General features: G+C 49.0%; 1 protein-coding gene. It reads left to right on the top strand.

All coding sequences use genetic code 11. The features are described from left to right. The coding region (locus R7R24_RS29065) for an iron chelate uptake ABC transporter family permease subunit (protein ID WP_318120506.1) at positions 1–575 on the top strand (575 nt) is incomplete at both ends.

Here is a 575-nt window from a genome sequence, read left to right on the forward strand (position 1 = left end):
TCTGACCGTATTGATGCTGCTGCTCATTATCGGGAAACGCAGCCACTTTAACCCTTCTAATTTTGTACTCTCGGGTATTGCCCTTAGCGCCCTATTACAAGCTCTCGTGCAGTTTGCGTTGGCGCAAGGCTCTGGGGAAAGTTACAAAATTTTGCTCTGGCTCACGGGCTCAACGTATCGCGTCACCAGCACAAGTGCATTGATGTTGCTTATCGCCGTGTTGGTGCTTTTAGCGATTGTGTTTGCGTTGTCACGTTGGCTAACGCTGATTTTTATTGGTCGAGCGTTTTCTAACGCGCGTGGGCTGAATCCATCTTCTGCGAACACGATTTTGCTTGTTATCGTTGCTCTGCTGTGTGCCTTTTCAACGGCGACGGTCGGCCCCGTTTCCTTTGTTGGCTTGGTCGCTCCACACATGGCGATGATGCTAGGAGCAAGAAAGGTCAAAGAACAATTATTCGTTGGCAGTTTAATTGGTGCAACGCTTATGGTTTGGGCGGATTGGTTAGGGCAAATAGCCATTTACCCGAGCCAAATTGCAGCAGGTACGTTAGTCGCGATTATCGGTAGTACCT

It is taken from the genome of Vibrio sp. 704 (assembly GCF_033339295.1).